Annotated in this window: 22 protein-coding genes; 13 read left to right on the top strand and 9 right to left on the bottom strand. The window is 66.6% G+C overall.

Annotated elements, in window-relative coordinates; genetic code table 11:
• Nucleotides 1-2 precede the first annotated feature (2 nt).
• From C7C57_RS08245 to C7C57_RS08225, 5 genes are all read left to right on the top strand, one after another.
• Nucleotides 3-1,118: a serine hydrolase gene (locus C7C57_RS08245; RefSeq protein ID WP_187976066.1), complete on the top strand. Its 1,116-nt coding sequence runs from the start codon at nucleotides 3-5 to the stop codon at nucleotides 1,116-1,118.
• 37 nt (nucleotides 1,119-1,155) lie between these two features.
• On the top strand, nucleotides 1,156-1,758 hold the full coding sequence (locus tag C7C57_RS08240) for a TetR/AcrR family transcriptional regulator (protein WP_187976065.1): 603 nt from the start codon (nucleotides 1,156-1,158) through the stop codon (nucleotides 1,756-1,758).
• A gap of 211 nt (nucleotides 1,759-1,969) precedes the next feature.
• The gene (locus C7C57_RS08235) at nucleotides 1,970-3,391 is read left to right on the top strand and encodes an NlpC/P60 family protein (RefSeq protein ID WP_187976064.1); all 1,422 of its coding nucleotides are present in this window, start codon (nucleotides 1,970-1,972) and stop codon (nucleotides 3,389-3,391) included.
• Nucleotides 3,392-3,497: 106 nt separating this feature from the next.
• Nucleotides 3,498-4,745, top strand: coding sequence for a pyridoxal phosphate-dependent aminotransferase (locus tag C7C57_RS08230; protein WP_030143541.1), 1,248 nt, complete (start codon nucleotides 3,498-3,500; stop codon nucleotides 4,743-4,745).
• 165 nt (nucleotides 4,746-4,910) lie between these two features.
• Nucleotides 4,911-5,441: a hypothetical protein gene (locus C7C57_RS08225; protein WP_187976063.1), complete on the top strand. Its 531-nt coding sequence runs from the start codon at nucleotides 4,911-4,913 to the stop codon at nucleotides 5,439-5,441.
• A gap of 99 nt (nucleotides 5,442-5,540) precedes the next feature.
• Here C7C57_RS08225 and C7C57_RS08220 read toward each other — a convergent pair whose 3' ends face one another.
• Genes C7C57_RS08220 through C7C57_RS08210 form a run of 3 tightly spaced genes read right to left on the bottom strand, consistent with a single transcriptional unit; the run spans nucleotide 5,541 to nucleotide 11,328 of the window.
• Nucleotides 5,541-8,903: an ATP-binding protein gene (locus tag C7C57_RS08220; RefSeq protein WP_187976062.1), complete on the bottom strand. Its 3,363-nt coding sequence runs from the start codon at nucleotides 8,901-8,903 to the stop codon at nucleotides 5,541-5,543.
• On the bottom strand, nucleotides 8,900-9,733 hold the full coding sequence (locus C7C57_RS08215) for a DUF4194 domain-containing protein (RefSeq protein ID WP_187976061.1): 834 nt from the start codon (nucleotides 9,731-9,733) through the stop codon (nucleotides 8,900-8,902). Before C7C57_RS08215 ends, C7C57_RS08220 begins: the two co-directional genes overlap by 4 nt.
• The gene (locus C7C57_RS08210) at nucleotides 9,730-11,328 is read right to left on the bottom strand and encodes a DUF3375 domain-containing protein (protein ID WP_187976060.1); all 1,599 of its coding nucleotides are present in this window, start codon (nucleotides 11,326-11,328) and stop codon (nucleotides 9,730-9,732) included. Before C7C57_RS08210 ends, C7C57_RS08215 begins: the two co-directional genes overlap by 4 nt.
• Before the next feature lie 188 nt (nucleotides 11,329-11,516).
• Between C7C57_RS08210 and C7C57_RS08205 the strand changes: the two genes are divergently transcribed.
• The 3 genes from C7C57_RS08205 to C7C57_RS08195 all read left to right on the top strand — a co-directional run bounded on the left by C7C57_RS08205 (nucleotide 11,517) and on the right by C7C57_RS08195 (nucleotide 14,638).
• The gene (locus C7C57_RS08205) at nucleotides 11,517-11,942 is read left to right on the top strand and encodes a helix-turn-helix transcriptional regulator (protein WP_187976059.1); all 426 of its coding nucleotides are present in this window, start codon (nucleotides 11,517-11,519) and stop codon (nucleotides 11,940-11,942) included.
• Nucleotides 11,942-13,912 carry a heavy metal translocating P-type ATPase gene (locus C7C57_RS08200; RefSeq protein ID WP_370581396.1) on the top strand — a complete coding sequence of 657 codons (1,971 nt, stop codon included), beginning with the start codon at nucleotides 11,942-11,944 and terminating at the stop codon, nucleotides 13,910-13,912. Before C7C57_RS08205 ends, C7C57_RS08200 begins: the two co-directional genes overlap by 1 nt.
• Nucleotides 13,913-14,077: 165 nt before the next feature.
• Nucleotides 14,078-14,638 (top strand): HdeD family acid-resistance protein, encoded by a 561-nt coding sequence (locus tag C7C57_RS08195; RefSeq protein ID WP_187976058.1) that lies wholly within the window; start codon nucleotides 14,078-14,080, stop codon nucleotides 14,636-14,638.
• Between the two features lie 74 nt (nucleotides 14,639-14,712).
• Here C7C57_RS08195 and C7C57_RS08190 read toward each other — a convergent pair whose 3' ends face one another.
• Nucleotides 14,713-15,480: an SDR family oxidoreductase gene (locus C7C57_RS08190; RefSeq protein ID WP_187976057.1), complete on the bottom strand. Its 768-nt coding sequence runs from the start codon at nucleotides 15,478-15,480 to the stop codon at nucleotides 14,713-14,715.
• Nucleotides 15,481-15,683: 203 nt separating this feature from the next.
• Between C7C57_RS08190 and C7C57_RS08185 the strand changes: the two genes are divergently transcribed.
• From C7C57_RS08185 to C7C57_RS08170, 4 genes are all read left to right on the top strand, one after another.
• On the top strand, nucleotides 15,684-16,154 hold the full coding sequence (locus C7C57_RS08185; protein ID WP_030143553.1) for an NfeD family protein: 471 nt from the start codon (nucleotides 15,684-15,686) through the stop codon (nucleotides 16,152-16,154).
• A 43-nt stretch (nucleotides 16,155-16,197) separates the two neighbouring features.
• The gene (locus tag C7C57_RS08180; protein ID WP_187976056.1) at nucleotides 16,198-17,226 is read left to right on the top strand and encodes an SPFH domain-containing protein; all 1,029 of its coding nucleotides are present in this window, start codon (nucleotides 16,198-16,200) and stop codon (nucleotides 17,224-17,226) included.
• Nucleotides 17,219-18,019, top strand: coding sequence for a glycerophosphodiester phosphodiesterase family protein (locus tag C7C57_RS08175; protein WP_187976055.1), 801 nt, complete (start codon nucleotides 17,219-17,221; stop codon nucleotides 18,017-18,019). The genes C7C57_RS08180 and C7C57_RS08175 overlap by 8 nt, the downstream gene beginning before the upstream one ends.
• Before the next feature lie 219 nt (nucleotides 18,020-18,238).
• The gene (locus C7C57_RS08170) at nucleotides 18,239-18,604 is read left to right on the top strand and encodes an RNA polymerase-binding protein RbpA (RefSeq protein ID WP_030143556.1); all 366 of its coding nucleotides are present in this window, start codon (nucleotides 18,239-18,241) and stop codon (nucleotides 18,602-18,604) included.
• 79 nt (nucleotides 18,605-18,683) lie between these two features.
• Here C7C57_RS08170 and C7C57_RS15750 read toward each other — a convergent pair whose 3' ends face one another.
• The 4 genes from C7C57_RS15750 to C7C57_RS08150 form a co-directional block, all read right to left on the bottom strand.
• The gene (locus tag C7C57_RS15750) at nucleotides 18,684-19,238 is read right to left on the bottom strand and encodes a type II toxin-antitoxin system PemK/MazF family toxin (protein ID WP_030143557.1); all 555 of its coding nucleotides are present in this window, start codon (nucleotides 19,236-19,238) and stop codon (nucleotides 18,684-18,686) included.
• A gap of 265 nt (nucleotides 19,239-19,503) precedes the next feature.
• Nucleotides 19,504-20,763 carry an ammonium transporter gene (locus C7C57_RS08160; protein WP_187976054.1) on the bottom strand — a complete coding sequence of 420 codons (1,260 nt, stop codon included), beginning with the start codon at nucleotides 20,761-20,763 and terminating at the stop codon, nucleotides 19,504-19,506.
• A gap of 172 nt (nucleotides 20,764-20,935) precedes the next feature.
• Complete coding sequence (locus C7C57_RS08155) at nucleotides 20,936-21,967, bottom strand: NADP-dependent oxidoreductase (RefSeq protein ID WP_187976053.1); 1,032 nt, start codon at nucleotides 21,965-21,967, stop codon at nucleotides 20,936-20,938.
• Nucleotides 21,968-21,977: 10 nt separating this feature from the next.
• Nucleotides 21,978-22,370, bottom strand: coding sequence for a DUF1304 domain-containing protein (locus C7C57_RS08150; RefSeq protein ID WP_187976052.1), 393 nt, complete (start codon nucleotides 22,368-22,370; stop codon nucleotides 21,978-21,980).
• Between the two features lie 87 nt (nucleotides 22,371-22,457).
• Here C7C57_RS08150 and C7C57_RS08145 point away from each other — a divergent pair, with 87 nt between their 5' ends.
• On the top strand, nucleotides 22,458-23,042 hold the full coding sequence (locus C7C57_RS08145; protein ID WP_030143561.1) for a TetR/AcrR family transcriptional regulator: 585 nt from the start codon (nucleotides 22,458-22,460) through the stop codon (nucleotides 23,040-23,042).
• A gap of 68 nt (nucleotides 23,043-23,110) precedes the next feature.
• Here the strand turns inward: C7C57_RS08145 and zapE are convergent, their stop codons facing one another.
• Complete coding sequence (gene zapE, locus C7C57_RS08140) at nucleotides 23,111-24,160, bottom strand: cell division protein ZapE (protein ID WP_187976051.1); 1,050 nt, start codon at nucleotides 24,158-24,160, stop codon at nucleotides 23,111-23,113.
• Nucleotides 24,161-24,264 lie beyond the last annotated feature (104 nt).

Here is a 24,264-nt window from a genome sequence, read left to right as displayed (position 1 = left end):
CAATGAATCCGTCCGACACCACCGCCACCCGCGCAGTCGAGATCACCCACACGCTGGAATCCCTGGTGCGTGACCCCGCCAGCGTGGGCGTCGCGGGCCGCATCCCCGGTTCGGCCCTCGCCCTGGCCGGGCTCACCCCCGCCGGGGAGCGCGTAGATTTCCTGCACGGCCGCACGGCCCTGGAGGAGTTCGGCCCCGAGATCTCCCGACCGCTCACCGCCGAGCACCGGTTCGACTTCGCCTCGCTCTCCAAGCTCTTTGTGTCGGTGGCGGCGCTCAGCGTGGTGGAATCCGGGCTGGTGGATCCGGACGCCCCAATCGGTGAGGTCCTCGGTGATGCGCTGCATCCCGACGCCCGCCGGATCACCCTGATGAACCTCCTGGCCCACGACTCGGGCCTCCCCGCCAATACCCGGTTCTGGGAGCAGAACCCGGGTGCCGACGCGCTCTGGGCCCACGTTCTGGGGACCGCTCCGGTGCGCGCGCCGGGGGAGGGTCACGAGTACTCGTGCATCGGGTACAACATTCTTGGACGCATCCTGGAAACGGTGAGCGGGGAAGACCTGCCCACCCTGATGCGCACCCGAGTCCTAGAACCGCTGGGCACGCGGAACACCGGCTACCACCCGATCGACCCCAGCGTCGCCGTGGCCACCGAGGAGCAGCCCGGCCGCGGACTGGTGCGGGGGAGCGTGCACGATGAGCTGTCCTTCTTCCTCGGCCGCCCTAGCGGGAACTCGGGCCTGTTTGGCCCCGCCGACGATGCCCTTGCTCTGGGTCGAATGATCCTGGCCGACGGACTCGGCGAGCGTGGACGGGTGCTCTCGCCCGCCTCGGTTTCGCTGCTGGCGACCCCGCGGATCCACGCGACCAATCCCGCGGGCACCTTCGGCCAGGCCGTCGGTTTTCGCGTGCACGATGCCGAGTTTATGGGCGCGGTGCCGGGACTTGGGCACACCGGATTCACCGGGACGATGCTGGTGGTGGACCCGGTGCACGAGAGCGCCGTGGCGCTGCTCACCAACCGCGTGCATCCGGGACGCGCCCGGGCGAACGTGTTCGCGCTGCAGCGGCTGGCCAGTGAAACCGTGTGCCTCGCGGGTGTGACAGTCGGATAATCGGAGGACCGGATCCGCCGTGCGATATCATCACACTATGAGCGACTCTACCCCGAAACCCCTCCGCGCCGACGCCGAACGCAACCGCGCAATTCTGTTGACCGTGGCCGGGGAACTGTTCGCCGAGCACGGCATCGGGGGATCGCTTGAGGATGTCGCCCGTCGTGCCGAGGTGGGCATCGGCACCCTCTATCGCCGCTTTCCCACCCGCGACGACCTGATCATCGCGCTCTACAGCGAGCAGCTGGAGCACTTCGTGACGATCGCCAGCGACGCCGTAAACTTCGCCGACCGCGATGCCGCCCGCGCCTTCCGGGCGTTTGTGCACTACACGATCGAGCTCCAGTCCGCCGATCGAGGCTTCTCGGATGTGCTCCTGGACGGGTTCGAGAACCCCCGGATCTTCCGCGACGAACACGAGCTGATTCGCGCGGGGATTACCGAACTGTTCGATGCCGCCCGCGAGGCCGGCGTGATTCGCGCGGATGTGTCGGATCGTGACTTCCCGCTGATCCTCCGCGCCACCGCCCACCTGGCTGGTGCCCCCGAACGAGCCGACGAGCTGGCGCGCCTGGCCCGACTGCTCATTTCGGCACTGACCGGCGATTTCACCATCCCGCTCCCCGTCGCCGAGGGATAGCTAAGGGGAGCCGCGGCTCCGACACGGGCGACGCGCGCGGTGGGGAAATTTGAGAATCCGGTATGGTCGTGTCGCAAAAACGGTGTTAGCCTGACCAAGCGGCGCACCCGCCGCGTTCCGTTTACACCCCTCCACTCACCGGAGCGATGTGACGGGGTGGCCTCCGCCTAGCGGATGGCCATCATGGACCTACGGGGAGTGAAACACGGTTATGCGCTTTTCCAAACGCTGCGCGGTCATCTCGTTGACTTTCGCGCTCACCCTGGGCGGTGTGGGCTTTGCCGCCCCCGCCCTCGCCGATCCCGGCACACCCACGGCGCCGTCTTGGGAAGACGTGGCCGCCGCGCGGGACGATGTCGCCAAGTCGCAGGCTCAGGCAGCCGCGATCCAGACCACGATTCAGCAGCTCAGCGACGCCTCGGATGCGGCCGATGTCGCCACCCAGCAGGCTGCCGAGAAGCTTCAGGTTGCCCGCCAGAAGGTCACCGAGACCCAGCAGCGCCTGGATGACCTGCACGCCCGCCTGGAAGCCGCCAAGTCCGATGATGAGAATGCGCGCAAGGCGCTCGGCTCGATCATCGCTCAGTTTGCCCGCGCCGGCGGCGGCACCGGTGTCAGCGCGGCCCTGCTCTCCGGCGGCAAGACCGACGGCAGCGACCTGCTGTACGAGCTCGGCACGATGGAAAAGCTCTCCAGCGGCCAGGCCGCCCTGCTCGACCGCGCCAAGCAGACCAGCAACCTGGTGACCACGCTGGAAGACCAGACCAAGGCTGCCCAGGCCGAAAACGTTACCGCGCAGAAGGAGGCCGACGCCGCCTTCAAAACCGCCAATGATCGCGCCAACGCCGCTCAGGCCGCGGTGGATAACGCGCAGGTCGAATCGGCCACGCTGAACGCCCAGCTCGCGTTCCTGCAGGACCGGAGTGCAAGCCTGGATAGCGCCTACGCTGCGGCCCAGGCTCAGGCGGCCGCGCTGAAGGCTCAGGCCGAGCAGGCGGCCCGGGACCGTGCGGCCGCCGAAAAGGCAGCCCGTGATGCGGCCGCGGCTGCCGCAGCCGCACACCCGCCGGTCACCACCCCGCCCGTGACCCGTCCGCCGGCAACCGGCGGCGGACACACCGGTGGTGGCAACTCGGGTGGCGGTAACTCGGGTGGCGGCAACACCACCCCGCCGGTCACCACGCCTCCGGTCACCACCCCGCCCGCCGGTGGCGGGGGAGGCGCCCCGGTGGGACCGGCCGCCGCCGCGACCAGCGCCGTCAACTTTGCCTATGCCCAGCTGGGCAAGTGGTATGTCTTCGCCGGTGAGGGTCCCGACGTGTGGGACTGCTCGGGCTTGACCATGATCGCCTACCGCCAGGCGGGCATCAACATCGGATACCACACCGTGGGGGCGCAGTACCGCCAGATGACCGCGGTGGGACGACTGGTTCCGCGCTCCAGCGGGCTGGTCCCCGGCGACCTGCTGTTCTACTCGCAGGGTGGCAACACGAATAGCCAGACCATGTATCACATGTCCATCTACGTGGGTAACAACCAGATGATCGAGGCACCCGAGCCTGGGAAGAAGGTCCAGCTGGTTCCGGTCCGGACCCGCAACCTGGTTCCGAACGTGGGCCGTCCGGCCGGATAGGCCCGCGCCACCATACAATTCGCGACGCCGGATTGGGCATATCGTTTTCGACACGAAACTGTTCCCGATTCGGCGTCGCCGCATTGTACGGGCGTATAGTGGCAGTGTGTCTGATCCAGAAAAGTCGACGCGCAAGCCGCGTCCCATCCTGCAATCCGCCAAGCTGGCAAACGTCCTCTACGATATCCGCGGCCCGGTGCATGAGCACGCCGCCCGACTGGAGGCCGACGGACACAAGATCCTGCGGTTGAACATCGGCAACCCCGCACCGTTCGGGTTCGAGGCGCCGAGCGCGATCGTGCGCGACATGATCGCCACCCTGCCCGCCGCGAGTGGATACTCCGATTCCCGCGGCATTCTCTCGGCCCGCCGGGCAATCTTCAACCACTATCAGGTGCGCGAGAACTTCCCCGCGTTTGATGTCAATGACATCTACCTGGGTAACGGCGTCTCCGAGCTGATCACCATGACCCTGCAGGCGTTCCTGAACCCCGGGGACGAACTGCTGATTCCCTCGCCGGACTACCCGCTGTGGACGGCCTCGGCCACCCTCGCCGGCGGTAACGTGGTGCACTACAACGCCATCGAGGAGCAGAACTGGGAGCCCGATATCGCCGATATCGAGGCGAAGATCACCGACCGCACCCGTGGCATCGTGGTCATCAACCCCAATAACCCCACCGGTGCCGTGTACTCCAAGGAGGTGCTGACCAAGCTCGCGGACGTCGCTCGTCGGCACGACCTGGTCATCTTCGCCGATGAGATTTATGACCGGATCCTCTACGATGAGGCCGAGCACATCTCCATCGCGACCCTCGCCCACGATGTGCTCTGCCTGACCTTCAACGGTCTGTCCAAGACCTATCGGATCGCCGGCTACCGCTCGGGCTGGGTCATCATCACCGGGCCGCGCGATCGCGCCGCGTCCTTCATCGAGGGAATCTCGCTGCTGTCGAGCATGCGTCTGTGTGCAAACGTGCCCGCGCAGTTTGCGATTCAGGCCGCGCTGGGCGGCTATCAGAGTATCGATCCGATGCTCAAGCCCGGCGGCCGACTGTATGAGCAGCGCCGCGTGGCCGTGGATATGCTCAACGCGATTCCCGGTGTCTCGGTGGTTGCTCCGCAGGGTGCACTCTACGCGTTCCCGCGGCTGGACCCCGAGGTGCACGAGATTCACGATGATGAGAAGTTTGTGCAGGACCTCCTGCTCAAGGAGCACATCCTCGTGGTTCAGGGCACCGGGTTCCACTATCCGCGACACGACCACTTCCGCGTGGTGACGCTGCCGGGTGTGGGCGACCTTGAGGTGGCGCTGGAGCGACTGGGAAACTTCCTGTCTTCCTATCACCAGTAGCGGTTGTTTCCGGTGTGCCCGTCTCGCGTTCGGCGAGGCGGGCACACCGCGTTGACCGACGTCGTCAGCGAGGGGGATCGGCGGCCCTGCTAGGGTATGGGGAGCGCCCGGGCAGATCCGGGCGTTTTTGCGTGTGCGGCATCCGCACCAAAACGAAGGACCCCCGTGACCGACTCCTCCTTCCCCGCGCGCCGCGCGGGGATGCTCGCCCTGCCCGAACCCGACATCCCGATCGCCCCCTCCGCCACGATTTCCTCCGCCATAACGTCCTCCGCCGCTACATCCCACAGCACCGCTACATCCCACAACACCACGCGCTCCACCGCTATCTCGCCTACTGCTAGCCCCGCCACCGCTACCCCCGCCACACTCGACGCGGTTCGCGAGCGCATTCATCGCGACATCAATCCGCAGATTCAAATTCTTCTGCGCCCACACGGGCATCAGGTCATCCTTGACCTCATCCAGGTTCCCTATCCGCTGCGTGGCCAGCGTCTCGCGGATCGCGCCCTTGATCTTCTGTGTCGCCGTGCCGATTCCGCCGGCTGGGAGATCGCGCTGGAACCCCACCCGGCATTTGGCAGTGACACCGGCAGGCTTGCCGCCTGGTATCGCGCCCACGGTTTTCGCCCCGAGGCTCCCGGCGAGAATGCGTGGATGCACCGCCCACCCCGTTTTGCGGTCGCCCCCAGCTAGGCGGGCAGGCAAAAACGGTGCGTACCCCACGCACCGGGGCACGCACCGTTTGAGTGCGACCGCGGGCCGTACCGGGCCGCGGTCGACAGGCGGTACGGTCTAGGCGGCGTCCTCCTCGGTTTTCCCACCGGTCGAGGCGATCTCGGCGACGAACGACAGCCCGCTGGCATTGTTCTTGGTCATCGAGAGCATGCGATCCATGTACGGTTCGAGCGCGGTGACCTTATCTAGCGGGGCACCAACGATGAGCTGGAAGCCGAGCCCCTGCCAGGCGGCCACGGCACGTCCGGCGAATTCGGCATCGGATTTCACGAAGCCCTCGTCGAGGAACACCGGGGCAAAGCGCGGCCGGGTCCGCGATTCATCGCCGAGCTGGAATCGCAGTGCGGCGCCCACGATGAAGGCGACCAACTCCTGAGATTCACCACCGCTCTTTCCGCCGAGGGAGGAGTAGGTGCTAACCTCGACGCCGTCTACGGTCTGGCGGACGGCGGTGATTTCCACGTGTCGGCGCACATCCAGCAGGTCGTCTCGGCGACCCTCGCCGTTTTCGCGGAGCAGATCCATGAACGCGCGCAGCCGACCGAAGCGCTCCTGCGCGGCCGCGTCATCCAGGGCCTCGGTGGAACCGGCCGACAGCTCACGCAGTTCGCGTCGGAATCGGGTCACGTCCTCACCGTGCAGGCGCCGCAGGGCGATCTTGAGCCGGTCACGACCGGCGCCAAAGGGCAGGGTCGAGAGGATTTCGTTCACCGGATCCAGGCGCTCCTCGATCGCCTCGATCGCGCCATCGAACGCGCCGCCGAGGGGAACCAGGTCCTGCCCGCTCCACTCGGAGAGTCGGCGGGTCCATTCCTGGCGACGCTCGTGCAGGCCGGTGGTGATGATCGTGTCGAGGATATCGCGGTACCCCTCGGCCGATTCGATGGTGGTGCCGAGGTTCGGGTCGGGCCAGCGGTCCTGGTAGATCCGGAACGCCGATTCGAGGGCGGACTCGGCGGCGGCGGCGGCCTCGCGAGCCTGGGTGGACTGCGCGCGCAGGCGATCGCCCAGGCGCTTGACCCCCGAATCGAATGCGGCCAGATCGGTTCCCCCGCCCACCGCCGCAAGCTCCTCATTCAGGCGCTCGGCGTGTTCGGGGGCGAGCTCGGCGGTGTTGACCCGTTCCCAGGCCTCGGCCAGCTCGTCCTCGCGGTCCACCAGGCGCTCGTGTTCGGTGGCCAGCTGGGCGCCGGCGTCCTCGGCGAGGAAGCGTTCCCGCTGGGCGGCGTCGCGCTCGACCCGCAGGCGGGTTTCCTCGTCGCCCAGGCTGCGCAGCACGTCGCTGTCGGCGAGCACGCGCTCGCGTTCGGCGGCGAGCTCGGTGAGCGCGGTCTCCACCGCGGTCACGTCAATCGTGGACCAGCGAGCGTCGCGCACCAGGCGGTGAGCGTCCCGGTGCGCGCGCAGCACGGCCAGACCCGCTCGTTCGGCACTGATCTCGCCCACCAGCGCGGCCAGCCGCGCATCCAGCTCGGCCACCTCGGCTTCGATCTGGGTGAGCCGGGCGGTGTTGGAGAATCCGATAATCGGGCGCACGTTATTGTCACCGTGCGCGCCGCGACTGCCGTCTCGGGTCTGACCACTCGGGGCAACCCGGCGTCCGGACCCGCGCAGCTCGGCGGCGGACTCGACACACAGCGCGTCGGTGTGGGCCGCGCGCACCCGGTCCTGCACCCAGTGGGCGTAGGGGGAGTCCTGGAAGACCAGCTTGCCCGAGATCATCTCGGGGTCGGACTCCGCCGGCGTGAAGGCACCCGCGGGTACGCCCTCGAACACGATCCGGGTCGACAGCTCCACCTCGTCGATGCTGCGCGAGAAGGCGTCCAGGTGGGCCTCATCCACAACCAGGATGCGCGAGACCGGGCCGAGGGTGACCTCGGCGGCGGTGCGCCATCGTTCCTCCCCGGATGCCAGGTCGATGAGTTCGGCCACAAACGGCAGGTCCGCGGGGTTCAGGCCGGCGGCCTCGGCCAGGGCCAGCCGCGCCTGGTGCAGGTGGGGCGGGACCAGACCGGTCCGCCCGCTGAGCGAGATGGCCTCGTCCCGCAGGGCTCGGCGGTCGGATTCGAGCGGATACTGATCGCGGCCGCGGGCGTTGATGCGGTCCTCATATTCCTGCTCGCGTTCGGTATACGCGGCGAGGAATGTGTCGGCGGCGTCCTGGGCGGCGGTGAACTCGGCGGCGGATTCGGGGACGGCACCCAGCACGGTCACCCGCTCGGTAAACGCGTCGCGTTCCAGGGCCACCTGCTCGCGGCGGTGTTCGAGCGCGGTGCGCTGCTGACCCAGGTCTTCGAGAACGTCACCGCCGTTCTCGCGCTGCTGGCGCTGAATCGTGGCGAGCCGGGAAGCTAGTCCATCCTCGTGTTCGCGGGCGGTGGCGATCCGTTCCCGGGCACCGCGTCGATCGGCCGCGTTGGCGGTGGTGGCCGCCTCCAGTAGCTCGCGTTCGGTGCGGACCCGCCACAGGTTGAAGGCGGTCGCACCCTCCCGATTGACCCCAAACGTGTCGATGGTGGCCTCTTCGGCGCGGGCGCGGGCGTGTTCGGTCATCAGCGCGGGTACCGCTCCGAGTACCGTGGACTTCTGATCCTCGGTCACCATTGCCTCGTAGGACTTCTCCAGATCGGCGAAGTGCGCCAGCGCGGTGTCGGCGGCCTCGAAGGTGGCCGGGCGTTCCAGCACCATCGACTTATAGAGACCATCCACCGTGCGCACCTGCTGACCCGCCTGAATCCGGGCGAGCAGGCGCAGGGCCTTGGACCCGTCCCCACCGGCCCCGATGCCGAGACGCGTGTGCAGTTTCTGGGCGAATTCCAGATAGGTCCCGCACACCTGGATGCCGGGGGCCACGCCGCGCAGCGCCCGGCGATCGAAGCGGCTCTCGGCGATGGTCGCCAGCTCACGCAGGTCAAACTCGCTATCGAGGATCGCCATCTTCATCGACACGTTCGCCGAGGCGGCGGCACCACGCGGCACAAAATAGGTGCGCAGCACGGTGAAGCGCCGCCGATTGTCGTCCACGAAGGTCATCGAGATGGCGCCCCAGGTGGACGAGTTCTCCCCGCGCAGCACCCGATCGAGCATGACCCCGGTTTCCGGGTCGCGGCGGGAGTCTGTTTTGCCCAGCAGATAGGACAGCAGGTTGCGCTGATCCGCGCCGCGGGCACGCCCGGTGGTGGCGTCGTTCGAGGCGCCGTTGAACGCGGTATCCGAGGGCATCATCAGGGCCAGGTAGGCGTCCATCAGGGTGCTCTTACCCGAACCCGAGGCACCCGACAGAAGCGTGGCGGTGGGGGAGAGGGGAATCGCATGGTGCCCCTGGAAGCCACCCCAGTTCACCACCTGGAACAGCTCGGCGCGCCACTGGGTGGTTCCCTCGGTGGCGCCGTCAATGTGGAAGAGGGGGGCGTCGCTCACTGGGTGATCTCCTCATCGGTGTGGGTCTCGGTATCGGCTTCGGGCACCGACCCGTTATCGGCTTCGGGATTCTCAAAATCCTCGGTCTCGACATCCTCAGTCTCGACATCCTCAGTCTCGACATCCTCAGTCTCGACATCCTCAGTCTCGACATCCTCGGTCTCGACGTTCGGGTCCTCACCCTCGGCCTCCGCCCCGGAGCGCGTCCGGAACCACTCGAGCAGTTCGCTCAGGCGTTCGAGCGGCAGCAGAACCTCGATGACCGGGGCAATTCGGAAGCGGTCGGGATCGTCCGTGCGCAGCAGAATCTGCGAGCGGGCCATCGAGTCGATGGCCTTATCGGCCTTCCGGGCATCACCCGACTGGTCGGTGGAATACGCGGGGCGGAACTGGGCGATCCGTCCCAGCATCTCCTCGCGCCCAACATGCACGCTTTCACGCCCGTTGCCCCGCTCGCTTCGGAAGCGTCCACGCAGGAACACCAGGAGAATGGTCTCCTCGCGGGTATAGGCGGTATCGCGCAGCAGGGTCGGGAAACGTCCACCCTCCTCGGGGTGAGCCTGACGCTTAAACGCGACCTCATACGCGCGATCGATATGCAGATCGAGGAACAGATCGTTCAGGCGGGAGCGCAGCACGGCCTCGGAGGCTAGCAGGGTCTTCCACTCGCGCGGGTGGTCGGCGGCGCTGAGGTAGCGCCCGCGCAGCAGCGTGACCAGCGCGCGTCGCTGCGCCAGGTCTAGGCGACCCTCATCGCCCTCGAACAGCGATACGGTGCCCTCGGGATCAACCTCGGGCACGCCGTCTTCGATCATCGTGTCTCGGGTCATGCGAGGGTGTCCTCCTGGGCAGTCGGGGTGGTACGGGGCGTCTGAGTGGACGTGGCTGTCGGTGCGGTGTTGGTAGTGTCGCCGTCGCCCGCCTCATTGGAATCAAACATTCGTTCGATCTGGGCAAGTGCGCGCTGCGCCTCACGATCCAACCGCACCCGGGGCACCCGGAAGGTGCGCGCGGTGTGGTCGGGACGAATGGTGGAGAAGTCGTCGTAGGCATCGGGCTCGACGCCGATCTCGGCCTGGGTGAGCAGGTGAAGCAAACCAAAGATCTCCACCGGCCGGCGCAGGTCCGGACTCAACGTATTGAAGAGGTCGCCGAGGGCGGCCTCCTCGGAGTCTCGTGCCGCAAGACCAATTGCCGCGCGCACCTCCTCGAGATAGGGCCCACCTTGAACACGGATGGTATCGATCTCGGGTGCGGCCGGCGCATCCGCGGCATGATCCTCCAGCGGGGGAGGGGGCGCCGCCGACAGGGGATCCCACAGCCTTTCGCGCAGGTGCGGCGTCTCGGGTACCTCGGGCAGCAGTTCCACCGGGACCGTGGAACGGGGGCCCGCCGTGTGCATCCAGGTTTCCAGCTCGCGGCCGAGGGCGCGCAGCACCGCGTCGAGTTCGCGGTCGCGCACATGATCGTGGTTTTCGATGTGCTCGCGCAGGGTCGCGGTCAGGCGGCGACGCTGGGAGAGCACGTCATCGATCCCCGATCGCAGAATCGAAACGGTGCCGCGGAAGTCTCGGCGCGCCCCTGACCCCAATCCGGCGGCGAAGGGGTGATCGAGGATGGTCTGAATATCTCGGCGAAGCGCCGTCAGCAGCTCCTCGTTTCGCAGCAGCGTAAAGGCACCCTCGAATGCCCGCCCCTCGGCCGTGGCACCCATGAGCTCATCGGTTTTGGCCAGGTACTCATCCAGCACCTCGCCGATGGGACGCTCCTCGGCGCGGAAGTCGCTGATGATCTGGCGATGCATGGCGGCCACCGACTCCTCCACCCGCTTGAAGTCGCTGGGGAGTTGGCCGATGAGGTCGATCAGGTTCTGATATCCCTCATACATGCGCTCGTTTCCGGCGGCGGGTACCTCGCCACCGCCGCGCAGACGATCGCGTTCGGCCGTCAGCTCGGCAATGCGATCATCCAGTCGCTGAATGCGGGTGTGGGGATCGGGATCGGCCTCGGTGGCCCAGTGGTGCATGGTGTCAAGAATGGTTGTGAGTCGGGATTCACTCAGCAGAGCGCGATCCTTGGCCAGGGAGTCGACCAGCGCCAACGCCTCGAGCGCATGAGAGGTGAGCGAGTAGCGCTCCTCGCCGTCGTTGTCGCTGGATCGGTAAAGCCAGCGGTCGTTCATCCACTGCACGCAGAGCGAACGCCCGGTGCCCGTGGGAATCTCCTCGCCCAGCGCGGCAAGCTCCTGCAGATAGGTATCTACCTGGACGTGCAGCCGCTCGGCGTGGATGCTCTGCCGCTCCCGGCTGAAGGAGGTTCGGAAGATGGTGAGCACCAGGGGTGCCCACTTTCGATCGAGGAGACGAAGGGTGGGTTTGTCAAAAGACTCCCGCACCCGCGTCAGCTCTCGCAGTACGTCACTCACCGCGTCCATCCTCCCGTTGTCGCGTGGCCCACCGCCGGCGGGCCAACCTCTATTCTCTCGTACGTTACCGATTCGACACGATCCCGCCGCCTTCGGCGGGGCAAATGGGGGATAAGTCCACCGTGCCGGTGTGCTGTGGAGGAAAGCTTGCCCTTGGCATATGTCAGCGTTCACTGTATAGTCAGTGCATGCTGACATTAGCCTCGCGTCTCGACGTCATGAACCGCCTCGGCCGTGCCATGGCCGACGCCACCCGATCCCGGATCCTGCTTGAACTGATGAGCGGTCCCGGATATACCGGCAAACTCGCCGCGGATTTGGACCTCACCCGCACCAACGTCTCCAACCACCTGGCGTGCCTGCGCGGCTGCGGAATCGTGGTGGCCGTCCCCGAGGGGCGGGCGACGCGCTACGAGATCTCCGATCCACACATCACCCGCGCCATCGAATCGCTGCTGGGCGTGGTGCTGGCGGTGGACGATGGTGCACCCTGCCTCGATGCCGCATGTGCCGAACCCGGGTGCTGCCCGGGGGAGGATGCCGACGGTTCCGGTGAGACCTCCGCCGCCGTTCCGGGCACCCGAGCATACGAGCGCACGGGGGAGCGGAACTAGTGGCCGACGCCTGCTGCGGTCCCGCCGAGACCCCCATCGTCAGCCCCGCCGGATCCGGCCCGGTGGGGACCGACGATGACGACGCCCCGTTCCGCGAACCGCTGACTCCCTGGTGGCGTGATTCCGGTGTCCTGATCCCCGCCGCCTCGGGGGTGCTCCTGCTGATGGGTGCCGGCGTCTCGGCGCTCGGATTCCCCGGGGCCGCACTGATTATCCACGCGGCTTCGCTCGCGCTGGGTGCCTGGAACTTCATTCCCGGCGCGATTCGGAAACTCCTGCGTGGACGCCTCACCGTGGGGCTACTCATGACTATCGCCGCGGTGGGTGCGGTACTGCTGGGGCACGTGGCCGAGGCCGCGGCCCTGGCCTTCCTCTTCTCCCTGGCCGAGGCGCTCGAAGACCGCGCGATGGATCGCGCGCGTCACGGCCTGGGTGCCCTGCTCGACCTCATTCCCACCGAGGTGCGCGTGCTGCGTGGCGGACACGAGCGCGTGGTTGCCGGCGCGGATGTGCGCATCGGTGACGTATTGCTGGTTGCCGCGGGAGATCGGATCGCCACCGACGGCGTGGTTATGGCGGGCCGCGGCGGGGTCGATCTCTCGGCCATCACCGGCGAATCGATCCCCGTTTCGGTGGCACCCGGTGATCCGATTGCGGCCGGGGCGATCAACGGCTCGGCAAGCCTGCGCATCACGGCCACGGCCGATGGTCGCAACAACTCGCTCACCGATATCGTCGCGCTGGTGAGCGCCGCCCAGGAGCGTAAGGGGGAGTGGGCCCGCCGGGCGGATCGAATCGCGCGTCCGCTGGTTCCCGCGGTGCTGATCCTCTCGGCCCTCGTGGTCATTTTTGGCTTCCTAGTGGGGGACCCGGAGTTCTGGACCGAACGCGCCCTGGTGGTACTGGTGGCGGCCTCGCCCTGTGCGCTGGCGATCGCGGTCCCGGTCACGGTTATCTCGGCGATCGGTTCGGCCAGCCGGTTCGGAGTGATCGTCAAGTCGGGGGCGGCGTTTGAGCGCCTCGGCGCGGTGCGTCGGGTGGTGTTTGATAAGACCGGCACCCTCACCCGCAATGTGCCCGAGGTGGTTGCGGTCGAGGGCGGGGAGGCCGGATCCTCCGACTCGGCGCTGATCGCGGCCGCCGCCCTGGAGGCGCGGAGCACCCACCCGCTCGCCCGGGCAATCGTGGCGGCGGCGCCCGCCGGGAACCTGCCGGAGGCGCAGGAGGTGACCGAGGAGGCGGGTCGCGGACTCGCCGGACGCGTGGACGGTGTCCGAGTGCGTGTGGGTAGCGTTCGCTGGCTGCTCGACCCGGAAGCCGACGGCGCGCTGGTGAATGCCGCCGAGCGCCTGGCCGCGGTCGGCATGACCGTCGTGGTGATCGAGCTGGACGGCCGCGCCACCACGGTCATCGGCATTCGGGACGAGCTGCGGCCCGAGGCGGGGGAGACGGTCTCGGCCCTGCGCGCGCAGGGGATTGAGGTAGCGCTGCTCACGGGAGATTCCGCACGCACCGCCGAGGCACTCGCGCAGAGCGCCGGGATTGTCGCGGTGCATCACGAGCAGCTGCCCACCGATAAGGCGCGGGTCATCGAGGAGTATCGGCGCACGGCCACCACCGCGATGATCGGGGACGGAATCAACGACGCACCGGCGCTGGCCACCGCGGATGTGGGGATCGCGATGGGGCAGACGGGTTCGGCGGCCGCGCTGGAATCCGCCGACATTGCGTTTGTTGGCACCGATCTTCGCCAGCTCCCACGGGCGATCGCCCATGCGCGCCGCGGACTGCGGATCATGACCGGAAACATTGTGCTCGCGCTGGCGATCATCGTGGTTCTGGTTCCGCTGGCGCTGTGGGGCGTCCTGGGGTTGGCCGGGGTGGTGCTGGTGCATGAGATTGCCGAGGTAATCGTGATTCTCAATGGCATCCGTGCGGCCCGGATTCCCCGACAGGGGGCGCGGACCTAGCGCCACGGGGAGGGCCCAAAACGGTTCACTTGACATAATGTACATTATCAGCGCGATGATCTGATTGCGATTTGGGCACGGAGTGGCGGCCCCGCCACCGCATAACGTGTGTCTGCGTCAGAATGGATGTACCGGATACGTTTGGTGTGATCGAAGGGAAAGATCATGAGTGAACGACTCGTCATCGACAGCAGGCAGCTCAAGGACTCGGCGGTGAACGGGATTCGCGTGGGGCTCGGCGTCACGGGCATCGTCGCCGTTCTGGTGGGAATCCTGATCTTGACTCGGCCCGGATCCGCGCTGATAGCCGTGGGCTGGCTATTCGGGCTGTACTTCATCGTGGCCGGCGTGATGCGCCTGATCGCCGCGGCCCTGGCCACCGACTCGGATACCGTGTATCGCATTTCCAGCGGCATCCTGGGGCTCCTGCTGGTGGCCGGCGGCATCTACACGCTGGAAAACCCGGTCTTCGGCGCCACGATCCTCGCCACGGTCATCGGCATCACCTGGATCATCGAGGGCATCGCCGCGCTGACCGGACGCAGCAATGATCGCGCCAAATGGTTCGGGATCCTCTACGGAATCCTGAGCATCGTGGCCGGTGTGATGGTGCTGTTCATCCCGCTCAGCACGGCGGCGATCCTGCTGGTTTTTGCGGCCATCTTCCTGGTTATCGGCGGCATCCTGCAGATTATTCAGGCGTTCCTGTTTGGGCGTCACGGGTAGCCTGCCCGATACCCACTCCCCCAAAAACCACAAAAATCCCGCATTCGCTATGAATGCGGGATTTTTGTTACGTATTACTCGCCGGAGCCGAAGCTGCCGGTGTCCCCCACCAGGCGGGTGTTGTCGGCGGGCACGGCCTCGACGGCGGCCAGGGCAACCTCGGCGGCGAACTCGGCCACGTTGTAGAGCTTGCCGGCCTGCTCGCGACGCTCGGCGATCGCGCCGGGGTTCAGTCGGTCCAGCAGGGTTGCGGTGATCGTGCCCTCGATCATGTCGCCGGACACCACCACGAAGCCGATACCGGCCTCGGCCAGGGCGGGGATCTGCTCGCGCAGGGCGTCCTCGCCGGCGCGCTTGGACAGGGCAACCGGCTCATACTCGGGCATGGTCGGGGTCTGGCGGATGAAGTGGGCCTGGTGGCTGGTCACGAAGACCACGCGCGAGCCCTCTCCCAGCAGGGACTTGGCGCTCTCCAGCACGTTGAGCTGGGCATCACGGTTGAGCAGCAGGGCGTAGTTCTCGGCCATGCCGGACTCCATGCCACCCGAGGCGTTCAGGACCAGGATGTCCAGCGAGCCGTACTCGGCACGGATGGTGTCCATCATGGCCGCCACCGAGGCGGGGTCGGTCAGGTCGGCACCCACGGTGATCGCGGTTCCGCCGGCGGTACGGATCTGCTCGGCCAGCTTGAGCGCGCGCGCCTCCTTGTTGCGGAAGTTGATCACGACGCGGGCACCCGCCTCGGCAAAGTAGCGAACGGTGTCCGCGCCGACCCCGCGAGAGGAACCGGTGACGAGGACGTTTTTGCCGGCGAGGCTGCCCGGGGCGAGGATTTCAGACACTGTGTGATGCTCCTTGAAGGGTGCGGAAAGGACAAGACGGGCAAAGAGGCCCAGCGATGATTCTAGCAAGAGTGCCCCATCACGCCCGCGGCATATAAACACAAAGTGGGAACGATCCGCCTCTTTTCCGCGGAATTGTCCACCCGAACTGGTAGGTTTGCTGCAAGAGTTTTCGCCCACATCCTGAAAGGAATTGGACGACCATGGAGATGATTACCCCGTATATCTGGATCGCGTGGCTTGCGCTGATCCTGATCTTCATCATCATCGAGATGCTGACCCTGGAATTCACCTTCCTCATGCTGGCCATCGGCAGCTTTGTGGGGCTGCTGAGTGGCATCCTGCACGTGGAGTGGTGGGGCCAGATCATCATTGCCGGTATCGCCGGAATGCTGCTGATCCTGCTGGTGCGCCCTCCCCTGTTGCGTGCACTTCAGCGTGGCGGGGACCCCACCAAGAGCAATATGGACGCCGTGGTGGGCCAGGGCGGCGTGGTGTTGGAAACCGTGAGCGCCGGCACCGGCCTGGTGAAGCTCTCCAACGGGGAAACCTGGACCGCCCGCACCGTGGCCGATGGTCCCGGCACCGCGCTGGAACCCGGCACGGTTATCTCCGTAGCTCTGATCGAGGGTGCCACCGCTCTGGTGCGCCCCGACGCGACTCCCCCCGTCTAGGTCTCGCCAGAGCGGCGAACCAACACAGAACAAGAGGAACATCGTGAACGACGACGTATCAATTGGTGCCATTATCGGCATCATCGCCCTGATCGCGCTGGTGATCTTTGTCCTGGTGGTGATCGCTCGCGCGGTCCGCATCATTCCCCAGGCCAGCTCCGGCGTGGTGGAGCGGCTGGGTCGCTACCACAAGACCCTGCAGCCGGGCCTGAACATCCTGGTCCCCTTCATCGACCGTCTGCGCCCGCTGATCGACATGCGCGAGCAGGTCGTCTCGTTCCCGCCGCAGCCGGTGATCACCGAGGACAACCTGGTGGTCTCGATCGACACCGTGGTGTACTTCCAGGTCACCGACGCCCGCGCCGCAACCTATGAGATCGCCAACTACCTGGGCGCGGTGGAGCAGCTGACCACCACGACCCTGCGTAATGTGGTGGGTGGGCTGAACCTCGAGGAGGCGCTGACCAGCCGCGACAACATCAACGGCCAGCTGCGCATCGTCCTCGACGAGGCCACCGGCAAGTGGGGTATCCGCGTGGGACGCGTGGAGCTCAAGGCCATCGATCCGCCCCTGTCGATTCAGGACTCGATGGAGAAGCAGATGCGTGCCGAGCGGGACAAGCGTGCGGCGATTCTGACCGCCGAGGGAACCAAGCAGTCGGCGATCCTCGAGGCCGAGGGTCTGCGCCAGTCGGAGATTCTACGCGCCGAGGGTGACGCCCAGGCCGCCGTGCTTCGTGCCAACGGTGAGGCCGAGGCGATCAAGACCGTGTTTGCCTCGATTCACGCGGGAAACCCCGACAACAAGCTGCTCGCCTACCAGTACCTGCAGACCCTGCCCAAGCTCGCCGACGGCTCGGCCAATAAGCTGTGGATCGTCCCGTCCGAGCTCACCGAGGCCCTCAAGGGCATCGGCGGAGCCTTCACCCCCAAGGGTGACAACTCCCCCACCCCGAGCGCCCCCGGTGCCGCGACTCCGGTCGCCGGCGTGAACACCGAGGGCATCAACGTGGAGGGCATCGCGGCCGCCCTGGGGTACACCAAGCAGAACCCCGCATCGAGCGGTGAGTAGCAACTCCCCCGCGTTTTTTGAAACGGCCAGCCCGCGCGTGTTTGCACACCGCGGCCTGGCCGTTTCGGCGCATATCGCCGAAAACACGATCGAGGCCTGTGCCGCCGCCGTGGCCGCCGGGGCGACCCACCTGGAAACCGATGTGCGGGTCAGCGCCGACGGAATCCCCGTTCTGCATCACGACCCGCACTTCCTGCGCGCGGGACGCCGCATCCGGGTGGATTCGCTGACCCTCGACCAGCTGCGGGATCCCGCGCTCGGCCCCGGCCCGGCGATCGCGACCCTGGACGAGCTGTTCGAGGCCTTCCCGACCACCCCGATTAATGTGGATCTGAAGTCCGCCGCCGCGGTGGATCCCGCGGTCGAGGCAATCCTCCGCGCGCACGCCGAGCCCCGAATCCTGCTGACCTCATTCTCCGAGCGGACTCGGCATCGGGCACTGAGCGGTCTGAGCGCGGTGGCAAGCTCCCCCGGTCGGTGGGCCGGAATGGTCCTGATCCTCACCCACTGGCTGCACCTGGGCCGCGCATTCACCCGGCTCGCCGCTCGCGTGGATGCCGTGCAGTTTCCCGAGCGCTACGGTCCCTTCCCCGCGATGACACCGGCCCTGATCGCGCGGCTTCGCGGTGTCGGCGTGGAGTCTCACGTCTGGACAATCAACGATTCGGCCGATCTGCGCCGCCTCATTATGGCCGGCGTGGATGGCGTCATCACCGATCGCTGTGACCTTGCCGTGAGTGTGATTGAGGATTTGCGCGCCGAGGGTTTTTGGCCCTCGAACGAGGTACATTAATGTGAGCGCTTACATTCTCCGCGGGATTTTTCACGCCGGGCCCAAGTTGTCGCCCGTGACCTGATGTTTTATCTGACCCACGCACTGGGTCATTCTTTTTGCGCCGCAGGCCTGTTGCGCGGTTGCCCGGGCCGGTAGGGTGTGGGGAACCGATCCACGTTCATAGTTTTTTCAGGCTAGACCGGTATAAATGGCAAGCACGCGAGAGGAGACCACACAATGGCGGATCGCAGTTTGCGCGGAATGCGCCTCGGGGCACAGAGCCTACAGAGCGAAGAGGGTGTTGTGTTCTCAGACCGGGAACGTTACATCTACCTATGTCCTAAGTGCGGCCATGAGACCGCACTGGTGTTTGCGGCCGACGCCGAAGCACCCGACACCTGGGAGTGCCGCAACTGCGGCGAGGCCGCGGTGCTGATGGTGGGGACCGAACCGATCGAGCTTGAGCCGAGCGAGGAGAAGCAGGCACGTACCCACTGGGACATGCTGCTGGAGCGTCGCACCCGCGAAGAGCTTCAGGTTCTCCTGGACGAACGACTCGACTATCTCCGCGCCCGGCGTGGACAGAAGAAGGTGGGCGCCTAGCCCACCCGATCACCGGATTTGTGGGGATGCCCGTTGGGGCATCCCCATCCTTCGTTTAACGGCTTGAGTTGCCCCAGGCTCAGCGCCAGCCGTACCGCTTGCTCAGGGCGGCGGTCACCAGCGCGAAGGTTTTGCGGTCCAGGCCCGAGGCCTCGCGACGCATGCCGCCCGGGCGCAGCCGGAACACCCGGTCGAGGTTTGCCCAGCTGGGCCGTCCCTGCGCGTCCCAGGGGCCGGCACCGATCGGTACGAAGTCGCTCTGCCCCGCATGGGGCTTGGAGGTGAGCGCGATCGCCAGCACATCCGATCCCTGGAGCCGGGCGACCACCAGGACCGGGCGATCCTTACCCCGACCATCGTTTTCCTCAAACGGAACCCACGTCCAGACGATCTCTCCCGGGTCGGCGTCCCCATCGCGGCTCGGCGCATAGGTCATGGTTACGGATCCGACTCGGCGCGGGTCGACCTCGCGGGTGGCCTCCGGTCCGCTCTGTCCGGGGCTCGGTGCCTCCCCCGGCCTCGAGCCACCGGAGGGCTTCCCCGGGGCTCCGGGACGGCCGGGACGGGTGGTGGGGCGACTCGGACCGGTTAGGGCCGACAGCAGGTCGCGCAGGATCCTCAGGAACGTGTTCACGCTCCTACGCTAGTGCACGCTCGCGGCGGCCAGCCAGGGACCGGGGCGGATGTCGCGGACAAACAAAAGCGAACCGGATGTGCGCGGTGCACATCCGGTTTGAGGGGGAAAGAGTTGTGCCAGGCCCTCCCCTTGAAGACCTGGCACAAACCGGGGATCCGATGGTCGGATGGGGTTCGCGGTTCTGATTCGAACCGGAATCCGCCTGTCGGAGGAGGTTTCGCGTCGGGCCCTCCCCTTGAAGACCCGACGCGAGCTGGGGAACCTAGAGGCTGTGCTCGGAGGTTGCGGTGGATACCGGGGTCAGGGCGTAGCCGTCCTCACCGTGAACCACGCTGTCGACACCGGCGATCTCATCCTCGTTGGTGACACGGAAGCCCATGGTCTTCTGGATGACCCAGCCGATGACGTAGGCGGCCACGAAGGAGTAGATCAGGACCGCGAAGACCGCGATGGTCTGGACCACCAGCTGGCGGAAGTCTCCACCCACGAACAGGCCGGTTCCGGTGGCGAAGAAGCCGAGGTACAGGGTTCCGATCAGGCCACCCACGAGGTGGATACCCACCACATCGAGCGAGTCATCGAAGCCGAGGACAAACTTGAGCTCGATGGCCACGGCGCAGACGGCACCGGTCAGGACTCCGAGGACCAGGGCCCAACCCGGGGTCAGGTTGGCGCAGGCCGGGGTGATGGCAACCAGGCCGGCGACGGCACCGGAGGCGGCACCCACCGAGGTGGGCTTTCCGTGGCGGATCTTCTCGATGATCAGCCAGCCGATGATTGCGGCGGCGGTGGCACCCAGGGTGTTGATCGTGATCAGGCCGACGTTCTTCAGGCCGTTGAGCCACTCGGCACCGGCGTTGAATCCGAACCAACCGAACCACAGCAGCGAGGCACCGATCAGGGTCAGCGGCACATTGTGGGGCTTCTGGATGCCGGGCTTGAAGCCGACCCGCTTGCCGAGGATCAGGGCGAGGGCCAGGGCTGCGGCACCGGCGTTGATGTGCACGTCGGTACCACCGGCGTAGTCGATGACCTCGATGCCGGCGTCCTTACCGAACAGGGCAGTGCCGAGGTTCTGGATCCAGCCTCCACCCCAGATCCAGGCGGTGACCGGGAAGTAGACCACGGTCGCCCAGATTCCGGCGAACACCATCCAGGCGCCGAAGCGTGCCCGGTCCGCGATCGCTCCCGAGATCAGGGCCACGGTGATGATGGCGAAGGTGGCACCGAAGGCCACCCCGATCAGGTTTTCGTTGGCGTGCGGCGCCGAGGCGAGGCCGCCCAGTCCGAAGTCGTTGAGCGGGTTACCGGCGAACTGGCTCGGGTTGTCGACGTGGGTCATGTTGTAGCCGTAGAGGATCCAGAGTCCGCCGATCAGGCCCATCGAGCCGAAGCTCAGCATGAGCATGCTGACGACGCTGCTGATCTTGACAAGGCCGCCGTAGAAGAAGGCGACGCCGGGGGTCATCAGCAGCACCAGTGCGGTGGCGACGAGTCCCCAGGCGAGAGATCCGGTGTCCATAAGCTTTTCCTAACCGTCTGGGCTTCCATCGGGAGTGGAGGCCGTTGCGATTAGTTTGGCGAGAAGTTATTTCCAAAACCGGCAGGATCTGATTTCCAAAATGTTACAGGGCGGCGGCATCGGTAAACAGAATGTTTCGTACCCGATGCCGCCGCCCCGTGGGAAGCGCGAATTATGCCTCGACGCGGACCACCATCTTGCCCACGTTCTTTCCGGCGAGCAGGTCGATGAAGGCCTGCGGGGTGTTCTCGATGCCCTCGACCACGGTCTCGTCATAGACGATCTCCCCGGCGGCGAACCACTCCCCCATGGCCTTCGCGAAGGAGGGTGCCGCCGCGACGTGCTCACCGATGGTGAATCCGCGCAGACGCAGGCTCTGGGTGATCAGGCGGCTCATGTTACGCGGTCCCACCTTGGGGGCGGTGACGTTGTACTCGGAGCTGGCACCGCACAGCGCGACCCGGCCGCCGCGGTGCAGGGCGCCGATGGCGGCCTCGAGGTGCTCGCCACCGACGTTGTCGAAGTAGACGTCGATCCCGTCCGGTGCCACCTCGGCCAGCTGCTCGGCGACCGGTGCCGCGTCGTTGTAGTTAAAGGCGGCGTCATAGCCGTAACGCTCGGTCAGCATTGCGACCTTCTCGTCGGTGCCGGCCGAGCCGACCACGCGGGAGGCCCCCATCAGGCGGGCGATCTGTCCGGCGGCGGTACCCACGGCACCGGCGGCACCGGAGATGAAGACGACGTCACCGGGCTTGATCTCGGCGATATCGCGCAGTCCCACGAAGGCGGTCAGCCCGGTCATGCCCAGGATGCCCAGCGAGGTGGACAGCGGGACGCCGGGAATCTCGGCGGCCCGGCGGAATCCGGCGGCGGGACCCTGGGCGACCGAACGCCAACCCTGGTCGTGGCTCACGGCGGTACCCACGGGCAGCTCGGGCGCGTTGGAGGCGATCACGTGGCCCACGGCGCCTCCGGTCAGGGCCGCATCCAGCTCGAACGGCGCCACATAGGACTCGCCGAGGTTCATCCGGCCACGCATATAGGGGTCAACCGACACGAACCGGTTGATCACCCGAACCTCACCCTCGGCGAGCTCGGGCAGGGTGCGCTCCACGCGTCGGAAGGTGTCCGGGGTGGGCCAGCCCTCGGGGCGCTCGGCGAGGTGGAATTCGACGGTGGTGTCGGGAAGCGGTGTGGTGTTCATAAATACAGCCTTAGCGTGTTGCGAGTGCGACAAAGAGGAAGATGAGGCCCAGCAGCGGCAGGGTTCCCTGCGTGATCGCCGCGCGAGCCTTGGTGTGGTCGGAGAGCAGGAGGACCAGTGCGGCGGCAAACATCGGAGCGATGCCGGCAATGATCAGGGTCAGTCCGATCGTCTCGGTCCCGGCGATAACCAGGATCAGACCGATAAGCGAGGTAATCGCCAGAAACAGGTTATAGAAGCCCTGGTTGAACGCGAGGGGCTTGGTGATTTCGGCCACCTCGGCACTCTCGATCCCGAAGGTCTTCCGAGTGCTGGGGGCGGTCCAGCGTACGGACTCCATCACGAAGATGTAGCAGTGCAGCAGGGCGGCCAGGGTGGCGAATACGAGTCCGACGACAAGCATTTGGGGGTTCCTCACGTTAGATAACAGGGGGTCTGGAAACTAGCGTACAATAGATTCTGAACCGATCGTTGCAGAATGTGAGAAAACATGGCTCGCTCCCGAGAATTTGATACCGCCGCCGTGGTGCGTGCGGCCCGCGACCTGTTCTGGGCGGTCGGCTATGACGTTGCCTCGATCAGCGACCTGGAAGCGGCGACCGGCCTGTCGCGGTCGAGCCTGTATCAGGCGTTCGGCAATAAGCGGGGCCTGTTTGATGCGGCACTTCAGGACTACCTGGATGAGATCATCGAGCCGCGCCTGGTCCACCTGACCGACGGAAGCCCCGACGGCGTGCGGCGTTATCTGCGCGATATGGCGGCATCCCTGGCCGCGCTGGAACCCGGGGACCCGCGGTTCGGGTGCATGATTGTACGCGCCGGGGCGGGAATCGGCTCGCGGGACACCGATGCGGCCGCCGTGGTCGCGGGCTATCGTCGCCGCGTCGAGGGCTCGATCCTCGCCGCCCTTCGCGTGGACGCCCCGCTTCCCGCCGATCAGGCGCGCACCGCTCACCGCGCCACGGTGATCACCGGGCTGATCGTGAGTACGCTGCTGCTCGCCCCGGTGGACGTGGATGGTGCCCTGGCGCTCCTGGACGCGGCGATTATCGAGGCGGCGCCGCCGGCCGAATAGGACTGGCGGGGCCTCGAAGGGGCCCCTGCGGACTACTTGGTCACCGTGGCTGAGTGGGTCAGCGCGGACTACTCGGTCACCGTGGCCGCGTGGGTCAGCGCGATCATGCGCGAGATCGCGCGCTGGTACTTCTTGCGGTAGCCGCCCTCCAGCATGCCGTCGCCAAAGATTTGATCCAGCGCGATCCCCGAGGCCACGATCGGGACCTGGGCGTCGTAGACGCGGTCGATGAACGCCACGATCTGCAGGGCGCGGGTCTGGTCGGTGAGCTCGTGCACGTCACGAATCCCCAGCCGGGACAGCCCGGTGATCAGCCCCGCATAGCGGGACGGGTGCACGGATTGCAGGTGGTTCAGGATGGTGTCGAACGCGTCGTCCGAGACCTCGGCCTCCACGGGCAGACCGGCGGTCAGCGCGGTGTCGAAGTCCGCCGGGTCGGTCACGATGCAGGATCCGCTCACCGCACGGCGTCGGTAGTCGGTTCCGTCGATACGCAGGGTGCGGAAGTGCGCGGACATCGCCTGGATCTCCCGCAGGAAGTCGGCCGCGGCGAAGCGTCCCTCCCCCAGCGCGCCGGGCGGGGTGTTCGAGGTGGCCGCGATGCGGGTCCCCGAGGCAACCAGTTCCCCGAGCAGGCGGGTCATCAGCATCGTGTCACCCGGATCGTCGAGCTCAAACTCGTCGATGCAGATGAGGGTCGCGCCGGTCAGCGCCTGCACGGCCTGCTGATACCCGAGGGCACCCACCAGCGAGGTGTACTCGATAAAGGTGCCGAAGTATTTGCGGGGACCCGGCGCCCGGTGCCAGAGCGAGGCGAGCAGGTGGGTCTTGCCCACGCCGAAGCCACCGTCGAGGTAGATGCCCGGCTGAACCGTCGGCGCCTTCTTTTTCCGGCCGAAGAAGCCACCCGAGCGCTGCACGCCCCAGGCATCGGCAAACTCGGTCAGGATCGTGACGGCCTCGGCCTGGCTGGGATAGTCGGCATCGGGTCGATAGTTCTCAAACGAGGCCTGCGCAAACTGCGGGGGCGGGGTGAGCCCGGCGATAATGGCCTGCGCGTCGCTGCGCGGGGTGCGTTCGGTCAGGCTGATGCGACGCTGCGTGGGGGCTGCGGTCATGTGGGGGCTACCTCGTGTGTCGGATTCTTTCGCCACCCTGATGACAAGCCGCGCAAAGGTGCGTACATTCGAAGGTGGGGCGTCGGCTCCTAGCCTAGTCCCAC

This window comes from Mycetocola sp. JXN-3 (assembly GCF_014522285.1).
In the GTDB taxonomy this organism is placed as follows: domain Bacteria; phylum Actinomycetota; class Actinomycetes; order Actinomycetales; family Microbacteriaceae; genus Mycetocola; species Mycetocola saprophilus.
This window is presented reverse-complemented; position numbering and strand designations above follow the sequence as displayed.

What these genes read in the sequence shown, in the direction of transcription:
- C7C57_RS08245 (WP_187976066.1), top strand. Translation starts at nt 3, where the DNA reads ATGAATCCGTCCGACACCACCGCCACCCGCGCAGTCGAGATCACCCAC.
- C7C57_RS08240 (WP_187976065.1), top strand. Translation starts at nt 1,156, where the DNA reads ATGAGCGACTCTACCCCGAAACCCCTCCGCGCCGACGCCGAACGCAAC.
- C7C57_RS08235 (WP_187976064.1), top strand. Translation starts at nt 1,970, where the DNA reads ATGCGCTTTTCCAAACGCTGCGCGGTCATCTCGTTGACTTTCGCGCTC.
- C7C57_RS08215 (WP_187976061.1), bottom strand. Translation starts at nt 9,733, where the DNA reads ATGACCCGAGACACGATGATCGAAGACGGCGTGCCCGAGGTTGATCCC.
- C7C57_RS08205 (WP_187976059.1), top strand. Translation starts at nt 11,517, where the DNA reads ATGCTGACATTAGCCTCGCGTCTCGACGTCATGAACCGCCTCGGCCGT.
- C7C57_RS08195 (WP_187976058.1), top strand. Translation starts at nt 14,078, where the DNA reads ATGAGTGAACGACTCGTCATCGACAGCAGGCAGCTCAAGGACTCGGCG.
- C7C57_RS08185 (WP_030143553.1), top strand. Translation starts at nt 15,684, where the DNA reads ATGGAGATGATTACCCCGTATATCTGGATCGCGTGGCTTGCGCTGATC.
- C7C57_RS08170 (WP_030143556.1), top strand. Translation starts at nt 18,239, where the DNA reads ATGGCGGATCGCAGTTTGCGCGGAATGCGCCTCGGGGCACAGAGCCTA.
- C7C57_RS08160 (WP_187976054.1), bottom strand. Translation starts at nt 20,763, where the DNA reads ATGGACACCGGATCTCTCGCCTGGGGACTCGTCGCCACCGCACTGGTG.
- C7C57_RS08155 (WP_187976053.1), bottom strand. Translation starts at nt 21,967, where the DNA reads ATGAACACCACACCGCTTCCCGACACCACCGTCGAATTCCACCTCGCC.
- C7C57_RS08150 (WP_187976052.1), bottom strand. Translation starts at nt 22,370, where the DNA reads ATGCTTGTCGTCGGACTCGTATTCGCCACCCTGGCCGCCCTGCTGCAC.
- C7C57_RS08145 (WP_030143561.1), top strand. Translation starts at nt 22,458, where the DNA reads ATGGCTCGCTCCCGAGAATTTGATACCGCCGCCGTGGTGCGTGCGGCC.
- zapE (WP_187976051.1), bottom strand. Translation starts at nt 24,160, where the DNA reads ATGACCGCAGCCCCCACGCAGCGTCGCATCAGCCTGACCGAACGCACC.